Consider the following 15,134-nt stretch of genomic DNA (forward strand, 5'->3'; position numbering starts at 1 on the left):
CGCCCGAGGTGACGCCCCCTGCGCCCGACTTCGACCAGCCCGCGCCCGGCCTCCCCGGCACCGATCCCGCAACGACACAGCCGAGCATCTGAGATGACCGATCAGCGCAGCGGCGACCCCCACCCCGACAGCCTGCCCGAGGATCAGCCCGAAACCGCAGTGGACAGCCCGCCCGCGGCACACGACGATGCCGCCCGCACCGACATCGAAGGTGCCGCCGCCGTCCGCGGCGAAGCAGTTGACGACGGCCAACCGGTCGAACCACACGACGCCCAAGCGAGATTCAGCGAAACCGACGGCCCGGATGACATCGCGGTCGATCCGCGGGTGAACTGATCATATCCTCCCCGTTCCGGGGAGGATACCTACTGATCGAAATCGTTGGTCTTTTCGTCGGTCCCGTGCAGTTGCGACCACAATTTCTGCGTCCCCGCTTCCTGCGCCCGGTTCACGAACTGGGACGCGACCAGCCAGCCCTTGATTGGCCTGAGCGGCAGCACCGTGCCCAGCGCCATGATCGGCACCGACGTGATCAGATGCACCCAGGCCGGCGGGTCGAACGCCACCTGAAGCCACACCACAAAGGCGGTCAGCGGCAGCGCGACGATGCACAGCGAGAAGAACGCCGGCCCGTCATCGGGCGCGGCGAAGCGGTAATTGAGGCCGCAATTATCACAGCGATCCACGATCTTGAGCCAGGATTGGAACATCCGGCCCTTGCCGCACCGCGGGCACAAGCCCTTCCACCCGCTACGCAGGATCCAGCGCAGCTTGTCATCATCCCGGCCGGCCGGCACGACAGGATCGAGCTTCTCCGTCATGTGCTCAAGCTAGGCATGTACCGGCCGCCAGTCGATTAGACATATTGTCCCATTCTGCCCTCACCCGGCGATCTGCGCCGGTTCGACGGGGGTCGACATGGCGGCGAACAATCGAAACCCGTTGGGCAGCCGTCGCAGCCGCCTGCCCTCCCGCGCCGCTTCGATCGCGACGATCGCCGCCAGCAAATCGCGCGGGGCGTACGGCTTGGATAAGCACCCGGCGGCGAACGCCTCCGCTTCGCCAGGGCAATTGCCGGTGACGAACATCACCGGGATGCCGCGCTCCTGCGCTGCGCGTGCCACGTCGATCCCGCTGCCGTCCCCTAGCGCTAGATCGGCGAGCACCAGATGGATGTCCTGCCCGTCCGCGATCACCGCCACTGCATCGGCGACGCGATCGACGGTGGCGACGATTTCATAATCCTCGCCGGTCAGCAGATATTCCGTGTCAAAGGCGACAAGCGGCTCGTCCTCCACAACGAGGAGCCGGACGATTGACCTCTTCTTCCGCCCGAATATCATCTGCCTGATCCACGCCAGTCGTTACGCGCCACGCATCGATAACGTCGGCGAGCCCGCAGAGTCGCAAATATTTTCACGCTGCGTCGACAAGCGATGTATCAGCGCGTCATGCCGATCAATAAGCGCGCCGGGTCTCCGCCCTCGCCCCCGCATTCGCCTGCCCTGCACCGTATCGCCAAGCTGCTCGCCCGCGCCGGTGTCGCCTCACGCCGCGAGATCGAGCGGATGATCGCCGAGGGGCGAGTGGGGCTCGGCGGCGCAATCCTGGACACGCCCGCCACCCTCCTCCCCTCGCTGGAGGGCGTGACGGTCGATGGCAATCCCGTTGCCGAGGCTGAACCCGCGCGCCTCTTCCTGTTCCACAAGCCGACCGGCGTGCTGACGACGGAGCGCGATCCGGCCGGTCGCCCGACGATCTATGATCGTTTGCCCAAGGGCCTGCCGCGGCTGATGCCGGTCGGCCGGCTCGATCTGAACACCGAGGGCCTGCTGCTGATGACCACCGACGGTGGACTGAAGCGGCAGCTGGAACTGCCCGCCACTGGCGTCGAGCGCGCCTATCGCGCCCGCGCTTATGGCCAGGTCAGCCAGCCGCAGCTCGAGGAACTGATCCACGGCATCGAGATCGAGGGTGTCCGCTACGGTTCGATCGACGCCAACATCGAACGGCGCACCGGCGCCAATCTGTGGATCGAGATGATCCTCAAGGAAGGCAAGAACCGCGAGGTGCGCCGCGTGCTTGAGCATCTCGGCCTTCAGGTCAGTCGCCTGATCCGCACGCGCTATGGCCCGTTCGTGCTCGGCGATCTTGCGCCGGGGCAGATCGGCGAAGTGCGCCGGCATGACGTGGAGAGCTTCAGCGCCGATCCGACCCGGCGCGAATTGCCGCAGCCCGCCCGCCGCCGCACGCCCGAACCGATCGCGCCGCCAGTCGACGCCATGCCGAAGGTCGAACCCGAAGGCCGGATGAAGCGACCGGCTCGGGCCCGTCCGGCCGCGGCAAAGAACGAGCCGCGCCGCCGCGCCGACGGCTCCGTCGCGACACGCGCCGGCAGCGCCCGTAACGAGCGCACGCGAGCCTTTCGTTCGGAACGCGGCGAGTCGGAGGCACCCGCCCGCGCGGCCGGGCCACGAGCCGCCGCCCCACGCGGAGCTAATCCTCGCCCGGCATCGTCGCGTTCGCCCGATCGTCCCACATCTGAACGTGGCGCTCGACCGCGCTCGGATCGCCAGCGTGAGGATCGTCCCCGCGACGATCGCGTCCGTGAGGATCGCCCGCGCGGGAACCGCTCCGCTGAAGACCGCCCACGCGGCGAGCGTCCCGGTGCTGACCGCCCGCGCCCGCCGCGCGGCGACAGCCCGCGCGCGCCGGGATCCAGGTCCGGCGGATCGAAGCCGGGTGGCGCAAGGCCGGGCGGATCGGCGCCTGGTACGCCTAGGCCCACTGGCCCTCGCACACCGCGCCCACCGCGTCCGCGGAGCAGCCGCTGATGCGCATCATCGCCGGGGAATGGCGCGGCCGTCCGCTCGTCGCGCCTAAGGGGGAGGCGACCCGCCCGACCGCCGACCGCACCCGCGAAGCATTGTTCTCGATGCTCGCCAGCCGCCTCGGCAGCTTTGAGGGGCTGGCAGTGGCGGACCTGTTCGCCGGCTCCGGCGCGCTCGGCCTGGAGGCGCTGTCGCGCGGCGCCGGCTCGTGCCTGTTCGTCGAGCAGGACCGCGCCGCGCTCGACGCCTTGCGCGCCAACATTGCGACCTTCTCGGCCAAGAACGCCGACGTCCGGGCCGGGAGCGTGCTTGCGCTCGGCCCCGCCCGCGCCCCGCTCGACCTCATCATGATGGACCCGCCCTACGGCACTGGCGCCGGCGCGGTGGCGCTCGACAAGCTCGGGCGGCTAGGCTGGGCCGGACCGGCAACCTGGATCAGCATCGAAACGGCGAAGAGCGAGGAAATCGACGTCGCCGGCTTCACGATCGACGCCACCCGCGTTCACGGCAAGGCCCGCCTGACCCTGCTGCGCCTGGCCTAAACTCTTCTGGTCACCCCGGACTTGATCCGGGGTGACGGTATGATCACGGCTCCAGCACCACCGCATGCACTCGCGCCCGCGGCCGCGTCGCGACCAGCGCCACCAGGCTCAGCCCCGCCGCGACGCTGCCGTACCAGCCCACCGCCGCCAGTCCGACATTCTCCGCCAACGCCTGCGCGAACAGCGGCGTCAGCCCGCCGCCAAGCACCCCCGCGATGTTGAACGCCATCGACGCGCCGGTGTAGCGCACTCGCGGCGGAAACAGCCCCGGCAACCACGCGCCGAGCGGGCCGTAGACAAAGCCCATCAGCAGCAGCGCCAGCGCGAGATAAGCGAATACCATCGCCAGCGACCCAGAGCCCATCATCGGCCCCAGCAAAAACCCGGCGAGCACCACCGCGACGCAGCCGCCCGCGAGCACGCGCCGCTCGTCGAAGCGCATGTCCGCCAGCCATGCCGAGGCATAGATCCCCACCGCCATGAACAGGATCGCGCCAAGCTGCACCAGCAGCATCGACTGCATCGAATAGCCCAGCGTCTTGGTGCCATACCCCAGCGCAAAGGCGGTGGTGATGTAGTAAAGTGCGAAGCAGGCGATCGCCCCGATCGTGCCCGCAAGCGTCACCAGACCGTGGCTGCGCAGCAACTCGGCGAGCGGCACCGCAGGCGGCGGCGCTTCCTCCAGCGCCGCGGCGAATTCCGCCGTTTCGGTCAGTTTAAGGCGGATCCACAGCCCCAGCCCGACCAGCAGCGCGCTGACCAGGAACGGGATGCGCCAGCCCCATTCGCGGAACTGCTCCGGCGTCAGCCACAGGCCGAGCAGCAGGAACAAGCCATTGGCGGCGATGAACCCCGCCGGCGCGCCCATCTGCGGCGCGCAGCCGAACCGCGCGCGCCATCCCGGCGGCGCGTTCTCCACCGCCAGCAACGCCGCCCCGCCCCATTCGCCGCCCAGCCCAAAACCCTGGCCGAAGCGCAACAGGCACAGGATGAACGGCGCCCACCAGCCCGCCTGCGCATAGGTCGGCAGGAAAGCGATCAATGTGGTCGACAGCCCCATCGTCAGCAGGCTGGCGACCAACGTCGACTTGCGCCCGATCCGGTCACCGAAGTGGCCAAAGAAGGCGGCGCCGACCGGCCGCGCGAAAAATGCCACTGCCAAGGTCGCGAAACTCGCCATCTGCTGCATGCCCGGCTCGGCAACCGGAAAGAAGACCTGCCCGAAGACGAGGCTCGCGGCGGTGGCGTAGATGTAAAAATCGTAGAATTCGACGCCGGTGCCGACGAAGCTCGCCAGCAACACACGGCGGGGTGAATTGGCAGCAGGGGCGATCGTGGTCATGCCCCTCCTCTCGTCCCGCGCCTCCAGCGCGTCAACATTGCTGGCGCGCAACAACACCGTGCCCGCCGGACACGGAACAGCAACATCGGCCACCTACATCGCGAGCGTTGGCTCCGCTCCTCCCCCTTGCGGAGCCTGCCGCCGGGTTTCCCTCCCGGTGCACCCTGAACTATGGGGCGGTTCCGGACGAGCCGCCCCGTTTTTCATGCGACGCCGCCTCTTGCCGCGTAGGGACAAGTCCGCAAACTGGGCCGATGCGCCCGACCCGCAACACCGATCAGCGCCGAACCGCAGAAGCCGCCGGTCGTCGCGGCGAACGACTCGCGGCCTGGTGGCTGCGCCTCAAGGGCTGGAGCATTCTCGACCGCCGCATTCGCACACCCGCGGGGGAAGTGGATCTGGTGGCGAAGCGCGGCGCGCTCATCGCCTTTGTCGAGGTAAAGACCCGCGCCAGCGCGGCGGAACTCGATTTCGCGATCGACCAGCGCCGCTTGGCGCGCGTTGCAGCGGCGGCCGAATATCTCATGCCGCGCTACGCCACCAATGGCGAGGACATTCGCGTCGACGTGATCCTGCTAGCCCCCGGCACCCGCCCGCGCCACATCGAGAATGCTTGGATCGGTTAGCTCCCGGTCCGTCCGTATTTAACGGACCAACCCCGTTCGTGCCGAGCGAAGTCGAGGCACATGCCACGGAGGGAGCGCGCGTAGCCTGTCCCTCGACGTTGCTCGGGACGAACGGCGGAGGGTGTGGCGGGTGACAACAAGGCACGGCACGCTTACCTCCCCCACGCACATCAGCCCGGAGGTCCCGTCTTGCCCCTCACCGTCGCCGTCCAGATGGACCCGCTCGAATCAATCAACATCGCGGGCGACTCCAGCTTCGCGCTGATGCTCTCGGCGCAGAAGCGCGGCCACAAGCTGTTTCATTATGCCGCGGAGGACCTCAACTGGTCCGACGGCCGGCTCTGGACCAAGGCACGCCCCGTCACCGTGCAACGCGTCGAGGGCGATCATTTCACCGCCGGCGACCCCATCAGCCTCGATCTCGGTGACGAGGCGGACGTGGTGCTGATGCGCCAGGATCCGCCCTTCGATTTGGGCTATATCACCGCCACGCACCTGCTGGAGCGAATCGCGCACAAGACGTTGGTCGCTAACGATCCGGCCAGCGTCCGCAACGCGCCCGAAAAGGTGTTCGTACTCGATTACGCGCGCTTCATGCCGCCGACGCTCGTCACCCGTTCGCTCGACGAGGCCCGCGCCTTCCTGAAGCAGCATGGCGCGATCGTGGTAAAGCCGCTCCACGGCAATGGCGGCAAGGCGATCTTCCGCGTCGGGGCGGAGGGCGAGAACCTGTCCGCGCTGATGGAGGTCTTCAACCAGACGTGGCGCGAGCCCCACATGGTGCAGGCATTCCTCCCGGACGTGGCGAAGGGCGACAAGCGAATCGTGCTGGTCGATGGCGAGGTCGCGGGCGCGATCAACCGCCTGCCCGGCGAAGGCGAGTTCCGCAGCAACCTCGCGGTCGGCGGCTCGGCCGAAAAGACTGAGTTGACCGCCAAGGAGCGCGAGATCTGCGAAGCACTCGGGCCTGAGCTCAAGCGGCGCGGGCTGATCTTCGTCGGCATCGACGTGATCGGCGGCGAATGGCTGACGGAGATCAACGTCACCTCCCCCACCGGCATCGTCGCGATTGAGCGGTTCGATGGCACGGACGTCGCCGGCCTCATCTGGGACGCGATCGAGCGCCGCGTGGCGGAACGCTGAACGACGTCCGCCCGTTCGTTATCCAGTCACTCACCTCACCCGTTCGTTCCGAGCGAGGTCGAGGGACATGCCACGAGCGCACCGTTCGTGACCGTGTCTCGACTTCGCTCGACACGAACGGGGTAGGTTATCGGATCGCACGCCTCGCATGACCGACTTCATCATCGAATGGATCGCCCGCGGCGGCTATCTCGGCATCTTCCTGCTGATGGCGCTTGAAAACGTCGTCCCGCCCGTGCCCTCAGAGGTGATCATGGGGCTGGGCGGCATGGCGGTCGCGCGCGATCACATGGCGTTGGTGCCGCTGATCCTGTGGGGCACCGCCGGCACCACCATCGGCAACATGTTCTGGTATGAAATCGGCCGCCGCATGGGCGTCGCCCGCTTCCGTCCCTTCGTGGAGCGACACCAGCGCTGGCTGACCATGGACTGGCAGGACGTGGAACGCCTGAACCGCTTCTTCCACAAGCACGGTCATTGGGTGATCTTCGTCTTCCGCTTCATGCCGACCTTCCGCACGATCATCTCGCTGCCGGCCGGGATGGCGAAGATGCCCTTGTGGAAATTTCTGCTCTTCACCTTCGTCGGCAGCGCGATCTGGAACACCATGCTCGCCGCGGCCGGCCTGCTGCTCGGCTCCCGGTTCGAAGAACTCGACCGCTATGTCGGCCCCGTAGCGATCGCGACGACGGTCTTGGTGATCGGTGCCTATGCGTATCGCGTGATCACCTGGAAACCTCACGCCGAGCGGGGCTGAAAGCAGCCCCCCGGATCAAGTTTGGGGTGACATGACATTTGGCGAACGCCTCAGATCAACCCGGCCAGCGGGGAAGACGGATCGGCATAGCGCCGGATCCCCATCCGCCCCGCGCGATACGATAGGCGCCCCGCCTCAACCGCAGCCTTCATCGCCGCGGCCATCATCACCGGCTCCTTCGCCTCGGCGATCGCGGTGTTCATCAGCACGCCGTCACAGCCAAGCTCCATGGCCACCGCCGCGTCGCTCGCCGTGCCGACACCCGCATCGACCAGCACCGGCACCTTGGCGCCCTCCACGATCAGCCGGATCGTTACGCGGTTCTGGATGCCCAGCCCCGATCCGATCGGCGCACCCAGCGGCATGATCGCCACCGCGCCGGCTTCCTCCAGCTGCTTCGCGGCGATCGGATCGTCGACGCAATAGACCATCGGCTTGAAGCCCTCCTTCACGAGGACCTCGGTCGCCTTCAGCGTCTCGCGCATGTCGGGATAGAGCGTGCGCGCCTCCCCAAGCACCTCCAGCTTCACGAGATCCCATCCCCCCGCCTCGCGCGCCAGCCGCAGCGTGCGGATCGCCTCGTCCGCGGTGAAGCAGCCCGCGGTATTGGGCAGATAGGTGAACTTCTTCGGATCGATGAAGTCGGTCAGCATCGGCGCGTTCGGATCGGACACGTTCACCCGCCGCACCGCGACGGTGACGATCTCCGCCCCCGATGCCTCGAGCGCTGCGGCATTCTGCGCGAAGTCCTTGTACTTGCCCGTCCCGACGATCAGCCGCGAACGGAACGTCTTGCCCGCCACGGTCCAGCTGTCGGTATCCACCGCGGCGCCATGATCGCCGCCGCCGACGAAATGCACGATCTCGATATCGTCGCCATCCTCGACGCAGACCTGCGTCAGGGTCGAGCGCGGCACCACTTCGAGGTTACGCTCCACCGCCACCTTCTCCGGCACCAGCCCCAGCTCGGTCGCGAGCTGCGCCAGCGTCAGCCCGGCGGCGACGCGGCGGTGCGCGCCGTTGACGGTGATCGATACGGTTCCATCGGTATGGGGCATGACGTCCTTTGGGGAGGCGAGGAAATTTGCCATCCAACTAGGCTTGGCGCACAAGTCGTTCAAGCAAGGAGCCCCGCTTGTCCCCGATCCCGAAGAATCTGATCTACGTCCTGAACGGCCCGAACCTCAACCTGCTCGGCACGCGCGAGCCGGAGATCTACGGCCACGACACGCTCGACGACATCGCCGGCCAGCTCGAGGATCGCGCCCGTGAGCTCGGCCATGAGATCGACATGCGCCAGTCGAATCACGAAGGCCATTTGGTCGATTGGCTCCACGAAGCGCAGGCGCAAGGGGCCAAGGCGGTGATCCTCAACGCCGGCGCCTTTACCCACACGTCGATCGCGATCCATGATGCGATCAAGTCCGTCCGCACCCCGGTGATCGAGGTGCATTTGTCCAACCCACACACGCGCGAGGAATTTCGCCATGTATCGTTCATCGGCCGTGCCGCACGTGGAACAATCGCCGGGTTCGGCGCGCTGTCGTACCTGCTCGCGCTTGAAGCGGCGGCGCGCATCTGACACAGCGCGCGCCCTGTCAAAGGGGAAAGGGTCGCAATGGCCGATAAGGAACATGGAGCGATGAAGGTCGACGTCGATCTCGTTCGCCAGCTTGCCGAGCTGCTCGACACGACGCAGCTTACCGAAATCGAAGTGGAAGACGGCGACCGCCGCATCCGCGTGGCGCGCAAGGCCGCCAACGCTGCCGCGCCCGTTTATCACGCACCGCCGCCACCTGCGGCACCGGCGCATACCGCCGTCGCCGCGCTGCCGACGGACCAGCCCGCTGCCGAGCCGAGCTATGCGAATGCCGTGCGCTCGCCGATGGTCGGCACCGCCTATCTCGCGGCCGAACCCGGCGCGGCACCCTTCTCCTCGGTCGGCAAGCAGGTCCAGGCCGGCGACACGCTTCTCATCGTCGAGGCGATGAAGGTCATGAACCCGATCACCGCGCCTTCCGCGGGCACGGTCAAGGCGGTCCTGGTCGAGAACGGCCAGCCGGTCGAGTTCGACCAGCCGCTGGTGGTCGTCGAGTAACATGCCAGAGATCAAGAAGCTCCTGATCGCCAACCGCGGCGAAATCGCGCTACGCATCCATCGCGCGTGCCACGAGATGGGCATCAAGACCGTCGCGGTGCACTCCACCGCCGACGCCGACGCGATGCATGTGCGACTCGCCGACGAGGCGATCTGTATCGGCCCGCCGTCGGCGGCCGAGAGCTACCTCAACATCGCCAACATCATCTCGGCGGCGGAAATCTCCGGCGCGGATGCGATCCATCCAGGCTACGGGTTCCTGAGCGAGAATGCCAAGTTCGCCGATATCGTCGAGGCGCACGGGCTGATCTTCGTCGGCCCGAAGCCCGAGCACATCCGCACCATGGGCGACAAGGTGGAGGCGAAGCGCACCGCCGGCGCGCTCGGCCTGCCGCTCGTTCCCGGCTCGGACGGTGCACTGACCGATTCGGCGGAGGCCAAGCGCCTCGCGCGTGACATCGGCTATCCCGTGCTGATCAAGGCCGCCTCCGGCGGCGGCGGGCGTGGCATGAAAGTCGTGCCGAGCGAAGACGAGATGGACACGCTGATGGCCCAGGCCGGCAGCGAGGCGAAGGCCGCGTTCGGCGACGCCACCGTCTATATGGAAAAGTATCTCGGCAACCCGCGGCACATCGAATTCCAGGTGTTCGGCGACGGCAGCGGGAACGCGATCCACCTCGGCGAGCGCGACTGCTCGCTCCAGCGCCGTCACCAGAAGGTGCTGGAGGAAGCTCCCTCGCCCGTTATCTCCGCGGAAGAGCGCGATCGCATGGGCGGCATCGTCGCCAAGGCGATGGCCGACATGGGCTATCGCGGCGCGGGCACGATCGAGTTCCTGTGGGAAAACGGTGAGTTCTACTTCATCGAGATGAACACCCGCCTTCAGGTCGAGCACCCCGTGACCGAGGCGATCACTGGGCTCGATCTCGTCCGCGAGCAGATCCGCATCGCCGAAGGCCATCCGCTGACGCTGCGCCAGGAAGACGTGGTGTTCCGCGGCCACGCCATCGAATGCCGCATCAATGCCGAGGACCCGCGCACTTTCGCGCCCTCGCCCGGCCTGGTGAAGCAATATCACGCGCCCGGCGGCATGCACGTCCGCGTCGATTCGGGCCTCTACGCCGGCTACAAGGTGCCGCCTTATTACGACAGCATGATCGCCAAGCTGATCGTCTACGGCACTACCCGCCAGGGTGCGCTGCGCCGCCTGCGCCGCGCGCTGGAGGAATTCGTGATCGAGGGGATGAAGACCACCATCCCGCTCCACCAGGCGTTGCTCGAGGATCCCGAATTCCAGCAGGGCGAATATACGATCAAGTGGCTGGAGGAGTGGCTGGCCAAGCAAGACGCCTGATCCCTTCTTCCGTCATGCCGGCCTTGTGCCGGCATCCACCGCGCCGCGCACTCTCCTGCCAAGGGTATGCGGCTCGGTGGACGCCGGGACAGACCCAGCATGACGATAGAGCAGACGACGCAGCTTTTTCACAATAGCCTGCGAAGACGCACCGATCACAACAGGGGGCAGCATTGAAGGCGACGATCTGGCACAACCCGCGCTGTTCCAAGTCCCGCGAAGCGCTCACCTTGCTCAACGAGGCCCGCGCCGACGTCACGATCGTCGAATATCTCAAGACGCCGCCCACCCGCGACGAACTCGCCCGCCTCTACGCCCGCGCGGGCCTCGCCCCACGTGACGCGCTCCGCAAGGACGCCCCAAAGGCCGCCAGCGACGATGCCGCGCTCGATCTCATGGCCGCCGACCCCGCCACCATCGAACGCCCGCTGGTCGAGACCGAGAAAGGGGTCGTTCTCGCGCGCCCGCCCGAACGCGTCCACGCCATCCTGTGAGCCTGCCGGAAAATACGCGCTGGCGGATCGAGCGCGCGAACCGCGCGGCGGTGATCGTCGATGCCGACGATTATTTCCGCCTCGCCCGCGCCGCGATGATGAAGGCGGAAAAGCAGATCCTGCTGGTCGGCTGGGATTTCGACGCCCGCATCCGCCTCGCCTGGAAAGACGAGCCGCCAGGTGTTCCCACGGAGGTGGGTGAGTTCATCAACTGGCTGGTCAAGCGCCGCCCCGATCTCAACGTCCACATCCTCCGCTGGGACAAGGGTGCCTTCAAGACCTTGTTTCGCGGCAAGACGCTGCTGACGCTCACCAAATGGCGCTTTCTGCGCAAGCGGATTCACCTTCTGCTCGATGGCTACCATCCGATCGGCGCATCGCAGCACCAGAAAATCGTCGTGATCGACGATTGCCTCGCCTTCTGCGGCGGCATCGACATGACGGACGAGCGTTGGGACACGCGCAAGCATCGCGACGACGATCCGCACCGCGTGTCGCCGCATGGCTGGCCGAACAAGCCATGGCATGATGCCACGACCGCGCTGGAGGGTCCGGTCGCAGCTGCACTGGGAGACTTGTGCCGCACGCGCTGGCGCCTCGCGGGCGGTGCTCCGATCGTCCCACCAGTGGGCCAGTCCGATTGCTGGCCGATGGACCTGAAGCCGGACTTCCACGATGTGGATGTTGCGATTTCGCGCTCCCAACCCGAATATGGCGAGCAGGAATCGGTTCGCGAAATCGAGAACCTTTACGTGTGGCTGATCGCCCGCGCGAAGCGGCGCATCTATGCCGAAAGCCAGTATTTCGCCTCTCGGCGGGTCGCTGAGGCGGTCGCCCGCAGGCTGGGCGAACCCGATGGTCCCGAAATCGTCATCATCAATCCCGTCCAGGCGCAGGGCTGGCTTGAACCGATCGCCATGGACACCGCTCGCGCGCGCATCTTTCAGGCGCTCAAGAAGTGCGACGTCCACAACCGGCTTCGTATGTACCATCCGCACACCGCCGGCGGCACGCCGATCTACGTCCATGCCAAGGTGCTGGTGATCGACGAGGAGGTGATCCGCGTCGGCTCGTCCAACTTCAACAATCGCTCGCTTCGCCTCGATACCGAATGCGACGTGACGATCGAACAGGGCGGCGAGCAGGATAGCGCCCGCATTGCCGCGATTCGCAACGATCTGATCGCCGAACATCTCGCGGTCGAGCCATCGGCCGTCACCGCGGCGGTCGCCGAACACGGCCTGATCGGCGCGATCGAGGCCCTGCGCGGCGAGGGTAAGACGCTGGTGCCCTACGAAGTGCCCGATCTGAACGCGGTCGAGGAATGGCTCGCCGACAACAAGATCCTTGATCCCGAAGGCCCGGACGAGATGTTCGAGCCACTATCCGCCCGCCGCCCCCTCCTCGGCCGCCTCAGGAACCGCATCCGCCACAAGGCCTGAGCCTCGCCCCTTACCCCGTCATCCCGGGCTTGACCCGGCATCCCACTTCTTCTGCCACACCGATGTGGTGACACCGGCGCATACCCCGGCTATCGCGCGCGCATGACCGCCATCACGCCAGAGATCGTCGCCGAGCACGGCCTGTCCCCCGAGGAATACGACCGCGTCCTCCACGCGCTTGGCCGCGAGCCCAACCTCGTCGAGCTCGGCATTTTCTCGGTGATGTGGTCCGAGCATTGCAGCTACAAGTCGAGCCGCATTCATCTCAAGAAGCTGCCGACCGAAGCGCCCTGGGTGATCTGCGGCCCTGGCGAGAACGCCGGCGTGATCGACATCGGCGATGGTCAGGCGGCGATCTTCAAGATGGAGTCGCACAATCACCCATCGTACATCGAGCCCTATCAGGGCGCGGCGACCGGCGTCGGCGGCATCCTGCGCGACGTGTTCACCATGGGCGCACGCCCGGTGGCGAACCTCAACGCGCTCCGCTTCGGCCGCCCCGATCACCCCAAGATGCGCCACCTCATCTCGGGCGTGGTCCACGGCATCGGCGGCTACGGCAATTGCGTCGGCGTCCCGACGGTGGGTGGCGAGGTCAACTTCCACCCCGCCTATGACGGCAACATCCTCGTCAACGCGATGACGGTCGGCGTCGCCGATCAGGACAAGATCTTCTATTCCGCCGCCAGCGGCATCGGCAATCCGATCGTCTATGTCGGGTCGAAGACCGGCCGCGACGGCATCCACGGTGCCACCATGGCCTCGGCCGACTTCGGCGAGGATGCCGAGGAGAAGCGCCCCACCGTCCAGGTCGGCGACCCCTTCACTGAGAAGCTGCTGATCGAGGCCTGCCTCGAACTGATGGCCTCCGACGCGATCGTCGCGATCCAGGACATGGGCGCCGCCGGCCTCACCTCCTCCTCGGTCGAGATGGCGTCCAAGGGCGGCGTCGGCATCGAGCTGATCATGGACGACGTGCCGCAGCGCGAAGAGGGCATGACCCCCTACGAGATGATGCTCTCCGAATCGCAGGAGCGCATGCTGATGGTCCTCAAGCCCGGCCGCGAAGCCTTTGCCGAGGCGATCTTCCGCAAGTGGGAGCTCGACTTCGCCGTCATCGGCCATGTCACTGACACCGGCCGCATGGTCCTGAAGTGGCACGGCGACACCGTGTGCGACATCCCGCTCGCCCCGCTTGCCGACGAGGCCCCGCTGTACGATCGCCCGCACGTCCCCACCCCGCCGGCCAAGGCGCTGGTCAACGTGCCGGAGTGCAAGGACATCGCCGCCGATCTCCTCACCCTGATGGGCTCGCCCGACATCGCCAGCCGCCGCTGGATCTGGGAGCAATACGACCACATGGTCGGCGCCGACACCGTCCAGCGCCCCGGCGGTGACGCCGCGGTGGTCCGCGTCCACGGCACGCAAAAGGCGCTGGCGATGACCACCGATTGCACCCCGCGCTATTGCTACGCCGACCCGGTCGAGGGCGGGAAGCAGGCCGTCGCCGAGACCTGGCGCAACCTCACCGCGGTTGGCGCCAAGCCGCTCGCGATCACCAACTGCCTCAACTTCGCCAACCCGCAGCGCCCCGAGATCATGGGCCAGATCACCGGCTGCCTCGACGGCATGGCGCAGGCCTGCCGCGCGCTCGACTACCCGATCGTCTCCGGCAACGTCAGCCTCTACAACGAGAGCAAGGCCACCGGCGGCGGAAGCGCCATCCTCCCCACCCCCGCGATCGGCGGCGTCGGCCTGATGCAGGACTGGACCAAGTCCGCCACCATCGCCTTCAAGGGCACCGGCGACGTCATCCTCGCGGTCGGCACCCGCCGCGGCGATCTCGGTCAGACGCTGTGGCTGCGCGAAGTCCACGGCCGCGAGGAAGGCCCCCCGCCCCGCGTCGATCTCGCCAAGGAGAAAGCGACCGGAGACCTCATCCGCGCCGCGATCGACAAGGGCCAGCTCTCCGCCGTCCACGACGTCTCCGACGGCGGCATCGCCGTCACGATCGCGGAGATGGCGCTCGCCGGCAACATCGGCGCGATGATCGACCGCAAGCAGCCCTTCGGCTGCGCACCCAGCTTCTTCGCCGAGGATCAGGGCGTGTACATCGTCACCGTCAACGATCACGCGCTGTCGGACTTCCTCCTCGCCGCGCTCGACGCCGGCGTCGAGGCAGAACCGATGGGCCGCACCGGCGGCAAGCGCCTGATCTTCGAGCGCCCGAACCGCGACGACGTCGTGTCGCTCGACGCGCTGCGCACCGCGCACGAGGAATTCTTTCCCAAGCTGATGCGCGGCGAGGTGGCGCTGGCGGTCTGATCCGCACGACGCCGCCAGCCCACCCACCACCGTTCGTGCCGAGCAAAGTCGAGGCACAGGCCACGAGAACAAGCGTCCGTGGCCCGTCCCTCGACTGCGCTCGGGACGAACGGAGAGAGGAAAACCCCCCTCCCCCCTCACCCCGGCCCTGAGCCGGGGTGAGGGCCGGGGTGAGGGGGG

At 67.2% G+C, this 15,134-nt stretch carries 16 protein-coding genes; 12 read left to right on the top strand and 4 right to left on the bottom strand.

What is annotated here, in order from left to right:
* The first annotated feature begins 93 nt into the window (after positions 1-93).
* On the top strand, positions 94-336 hold the full coding sequence (locus SPHI_RS14470) for a hypothetical protein (RefSeq protein ID WP_076745670.1): 243 nt from the start codon (positions 94-96) through the stop codon (positions 334-336).
* Between the two features lie 29 nt (positions 337-365).
* Here the strand turns inward: SPHI_RS14470 and SPHI_RS14475 are convergent, their stop codons facing one another.
* Positions 366-821, bottom strand: coding sequence for a DUF983 domain-containing protein (locus tag SPHI_RS14475; protein WP_076745671.1), 456 nt, complete (start codon positions 819-821; stop codon positions 366-368).
* Between the two features lie 60 nt (positions 822-881).
* On the bottom strand, positions 882-1,343 hold the full coding sequence (locus SPHI_RS14480) for a response regulator (protein WP_076745672.1): 462 nt from the start codon (positions 1,341-1,343) through the stop codon (positions 882-884).
* A gap of 108 nt (positions 1,344-1,451) precedes the next feature.
* Here SPHI_RS14480 and SPHI_RS14485 point away from each other — a divergent pair, with 108 nt between their 5' ends.
* Positions 1,452-2,834 (top strand): pseudouridine synthase, encoded by a 1,383-nt coding sequence (locus tag SPHI_RS14485; protein WP_076745685.1) that lies wholly within the window; start codon positions 1,452-1,454, stop codon positions 2,832-2,834.
* Positions 2,834-3,373, top strand: a complete 540-nt coding sequence (gene rsmD, locus SPHI_RS14490) for a 16S rRNA (guanine(966)-N(2))-methyltransferase RsmD (protein WP_076745673.1) — start codon at positions 2,834-2,836, stop codon at positions 3,371-3,373. The genes SPHI_RS14485 and rsmD overlap by 1 nt, the downstream gene beginning before the upstream one ends.
* A 43-nt stretch (positions 3,374-3,416) precedes the next feature.
* Here the strand turns inward: rsmD and SPHI_RS14495 are convergent, their stop codons facing one another.
* Positions 3,417-4,715 (bottom strand): MFS transporter, encoded by a 1,299-nt coding sequence (locus tag SPHI_RS14495; protein ID WP_076745674.1) that lies wholly within the window; start codon positions 4,713-4,715, stop codon positions 3,417-3,419.
* Positions 4,716-4,969: 254 nt separating this feature from the next.
* On the opposite strand from SPHI_RS14495, the gene SPHI_RS14500 reads away from it, so the two are divergent.
* The 3 genes from SPHI_RS14500 (at position 4,970) to SPHI_RS14510 (ending at position 7,241) form a co-directional block, all read left to right on the top strand.
* Entirely contained in the window at positions 4,970-5,341 is a 372-nt protein-coding gene (locus SPHI_RS14500; protein ID WP_076745675.1) for a YraN family protein, read from the top strand.
* Between the two features lie 189 nt (positions 5,342-5,530).
* The gene (gene gshB, locus SPHI_RS14505; protein ID WP_076745676.1) at positions 5,531-6,484 is read left to right on the top strand and encodes a glutathione synthase; all 954 of its coding nucleotides are present in this window, start codon (positions 5,531-5,533) and stop codon (positions 6,482-6,484) included.
* Between the two features lie 148 nt (positions 6,485-6,632).
* On the top strand, positions 6,633-7,241 hold the full coding sequence (locus tag SPHI_RS14510) for a DedA family protein (RefSeq protein WP_076745677.1): 609 nt from the start codon (positions 6,633-6,635) through the stop codon (positions 7,239-7,241).
* A 50-nt stretch (positions 7,242-7,291) separates the two neighbouring features.
* Here SPHI_RS14510 and thiS read toward each other — a convergent pair whose 3' ends face one another.
* Positions 7,292-8,299: a sulfur carrier protein ThiS gene (gene thiS / locus SPHI_RS14515; protein ID WP_076745678.1), complete on the bottom strand. Its 1,008-nt coding sequence runs from the start codon at positions 8,297-8,299 to the stop codon at positions 7,292-7,294.
* Between the two features lie 77 nt (positions 8,300-8,376).
* Between thiS and aroQ the strand changes: the two genes are divergently transcribed.
* From aroQ to purL, 6 genes are all read left to right on the top strand, one after another.
* Positions 8,377-8,823, top strand: coding sequence for a type II 3-dehydroquinate dehydratase (gene aroQ, locus SPHI_RS14520; protein ID WP_076745679.1), 447 nt, complete (start codon positions 8,377-8,379; stop codon positions 8,821-8,823).
* A 36-nt stretch (positions 8,824-8,859) separates the two neighbouring features.
* Positions 8,860-9,339 carry an acetyl-CoA carboxylase biotin carboxyl carrier protein gene (gene accB / locus SPHI_RS14525; RefSeq protein ID WP_076745680.1) on the top strand — a complete coding sequence of 160 codons (480 nt, stop codon included), beginning with the start codon at positions 8,860-8,862 and terminating at the stop codon, positions 9,337-9,339.
* A gap of 1 nt (position 9,340) precedes the next feature.
* A complete protein-coding gene (gene accC / locus SPHI_RS14530; RefSeq protein WP_076745681.1) occupies positions 9,341-10,693 on the top strand; it encodes an acetyl-CoA carboxylase biotin carboxylase subunit in 1,353 nt (450 codons plus the stop codon).
* A gap of 173 nt (positions 10,694-10,866) precedes the next feature.
* On the top strand, positions 10,867-11,187 hold the full coding sequence (locus tag SPHI_RS14535) for an arsenate reductase family protein (protein ID WP_076745682.1): 321 nt from the start codon (positions 10,867-10,869) through the stop codon (positions 11,185-11,187).
* Positions 11,184-12,629 carry a phospholipase D-like domain-containing protein gene (locus SPHI_RS14540; protein ID WP_076745683.1) on the top strand — a complete coding sequence of 482 codons (1,446 nt, stop codon included), beginning with the start codon at positions 11,184-11,186 and terminating at the stop codon, positions 12,627-12,629. The genes SPHI_RS14535 and SPHI_RS14540 overlap by 4 nt, the downstream gene beginning before the upstream one ends.
* A gap of 102 nt (positions 12,630-12,731) precedes the next feature.
* Positions 12,732-14,954, top strand: coding sequence for a phosphoribosylformylglycinamidine synthase subunit PurL (gene purL, locus SPHI_RS14545; RefSeq protein ID WP_076745684.1), 2,223 nt, complete (start codon positions 12,732-12,734; stop codon positions 14,952-14,954).
* Positions 14,955-15,134 lie beyond the last annotated feature (180 nt).

The organism is Sphingomonas jeddahensis (genome assembly GCF_001981525.1).
Taxonomy (GTDB): domain Bacteria; phylum Pseudomonadota; class Alphaproteobacteria; order Sphingomonadales; family Sphingomonadaceae; genus Sphingomonas; species Sphingomonas jeddahensis.

Bases quoted from the DNA above. Each gene is read 5' to 3' on its own strand.
- rsmD (WP_076745673.1), top strand. From the start codon at position 2,834: ATGCGCATCATCGCCGGGGAATGGCGCGGCCGTCCGCTCGTCGCGCCT.
- SPHI_RS14475 (WP_076745671.1), bottom strand. From the start codon at position 821: ATGACGGAGAAGCTCGATCCTGTCGTGCCGGCCGGCCGGGATGATGAC.
- SPHI_RS14510 (WP_076745677.1), top strand. From the start codon at position 6,633: ATGACCGACTTCATCATCGAATGGATCGCCCGCGGCGGCTATCTCGGC.
- accB (WP_076745680.1), top strand. From the start codon at position 8,860: ATGGCCGATAAGGAACATGGAGCGATGAAGGTCGACGTCGATCTCGTT.
- SPHI_RS14500 (WP_076745675.1), top strand. From the start codon at position 4,970: ATGCGCCCGACCCGCAACACCGATCAGCGCCGAACCGCAGAAGCCGCC.
- SPHI_RS14485 (WP_076745685.1), top strand. From the start codon at position 1,452: ATGCCGATCAATAAGCGCGCCGGGTCTCCGCCCTCGCCCCCGCATTCG.
- purL (WP_076745684.1), top strand. From the start codon at position 12,732: ATGACCGCCATCACGCCAGAGATCGTCGCCGAGCACGGCCTGTCCCCC.
- accC (WP_076745681.1), top strand. From the start codon at position 9,341: ATGCCAGAGATCAAGAAGCTCCTGATCGCCAACCGCGGCGAAATCGCG.
- SPHI_RS14470 (WP_076745670.1), top strand. From the start codon at position 94: ATGACCGATCAGCGCAGCGGCGACCCCCACCCCGACAGCCTGCCCGAG.
- SPHI_RS14480 (WP_076745672.1), bottom strand. From the start codon at position 1,343: ATGATATTCGGGCGGAAGAAGAGGTCAATCGTCCGGCTCCTCGTTGTG.
- thiS (WP_076745678.1), bottom strand. From the start codon at position 8,299: ATGCCCCATACCGATGGAACCGTATCGATCACCGTCAACGGCGCGCAC.
- SPHI_RS14495 (WP_076745674.1), bottom strand. From the start codon at position 4,715: ATGACCACGATCGCCCCTGCTGCCAATTCACCCCGCCGTGTGTTGCTG.